Below are 1,537 nucleotides of genomic sequence, written 5' to 3'. Positions count from 1 at the left end.
CCGCTCACCTTATCTGTACTACAATGTAAATGAAAGGCAGGTAAGGTATGAAGGATAAAATAATCACACAAGTAGTTAGTATTATGGCAGAACAGCTGACAATGGAGCAATTAGAGCAGTTGGAGAGAGTGTTAGCGGCTAACTTGGCTAATGTTGTAATGACGGAGAATGTTTCAAAGGTTGATGAAACATCTAACCCCAAATTATTGCACCTTTTTATCTCTGCCAAGAGGATTGAGGGGTGCAGTGAAAAGTCATTAAAATACTATAAAATGGTTATTGAGAAAATGGTAGCTGAGTTGGATAAACCAATCAGGCAGATAAGCACCAGTGATTTAAGAACTTACCTTGCCAACTACCAAAAAGAACGCCAATCTAGCAAAGTAACGATTGATAACATGCGACGTATTTTTAGTAGTTTCTTTAGCTGGCTAGAAGATGAAGATTACATTTTAAAAAGCCCAGTGAGACGTATTCACAAGATTAAGACGGATAAGGTTATCAAGGAAACGCTATCGGATGAAAGTCTAGAGCTGCTTAGAGATACTTGTGACAATATTCGTGACTTAGCCATGATTGATTTGCTTGCTTCAACTGGCATGCGTGTTGGAGAGCTGGTTCGACTTAATCGTGAGGACATCAACTTTCATGAGCGTGAGTGTTTGGTGTTTGGTAAAGGAAATAGCGAGCGGATTGTTTATTTTGATGCAAGAACAAAGATACACTTAATCAATTATCTCGATAGTCGGAAAGATGACAGCTCTGCACTCTTTGTGTCATTAGCTTATCCCTACGACCGATTGATGATAGGTGGTGTTGAGACGAGATTGAGAGAGATTGGAAAACGGGCTAACCTTCAAAAAGTTCACCCACATAAATTCAGACGAACACTAGCAACAAGAGCAATAGATAAAGGCATGCCTATTGAGCAAGTCCAGCACTTGCTAGGGCATGTTAAGATAGACACAACCATGCACTATGCCATGGTCAACCAAGCGAATGTCAAAAATTCGCACCGAAAATATATAGGGTGAGGAGATTTTAATGAAATTAGGTGATGTGTGTGATAGTGTTTCTGTAACTTTTGATAAAACAAAACAACAAGTCGTACTGATTAATACATCGGATGTCTTAGAAGGTGAAGTTACTAATCACATTTTGGTAGATAATAAAGGACTAAAAGGACAATTCAAGAAAACGTTTCAAAAAAATGATATTTTATACTCAGAAATACGTCCTAAAAATAGAAGATTCGCTTACATAGATTTTGACTCTGATAACTATGTGGCTTCTACAAAACTAATGGTTATTAGGGCTAATAATAGAGTATTACCCCAATACCTTTATCAAATCTTAAAGTCAGAAAAAGTAATAAATCAATTACAATCTCTTGCAGAATCAAGAAGTGGGACTTTTCCACAAATTACTTTTTCGGAATTAGCACAGATTGATGTTTATATTCCGGAATTAAGTGAGCAAAAAGAAATAGCTGATTTTTTAAAATTATTTGACGATAAAATTGAAAATAATAAAAAGA

Annotated in this window: 2 protein-coding genes; both read left to right on the top strand. The window is 36.2% G+C overall.

The features are described from left to right. Positions 1 to 47 precede the first annotated feature (47 nt). Positions 48 to 1,034 carry a site-specific tyrosine recombinase/integron integrase gene (gene xerA / locus HMPREF9171_RS104015; protein WP_000653266.1) on the top strand — a complete coding sequence of 329 codons (987 nt, stop codon included), beginning with the start codon at positions 48 to 50 and terminating at the stop codon, positions 1,032 to 1,034. 10 nt (positions 1,035 to 1,044) lie between these two features. Continuing rightward, the coding region (locus HMPREF9171_RS104020) for a restriction endonuclease subunit S (protein WP_000765800.1) at positions 1,045 to 1,537 on the top strand (493 nt) is incomplete at its 3' end.

The sequence above is a fragment of the Streptococcus agalactiae ATCC 13813 genome (assembly GCF_000186445.1).
In the GTDB taxonomy this organism is placed as follows: Bacteria; Bacillota; Bacilli; order Lactobacillales; family Streptococcaceae; genus Streptococcus; species Streptococcus agalactiae.
Note: the sequence above shows the minus strand (reverse complement) of the source record. Positions and strands in the feature narration are given on the sequence as shown.

What these genes read in the sequence shown, in the direction of transcription:
- xerA (WP_000653266.1), top strand. Translation starts at nt 48, where the DNA reads ATGAAGGATAAAATAATCACACAAGTAGTTAGTATTATGGCAGAACAG.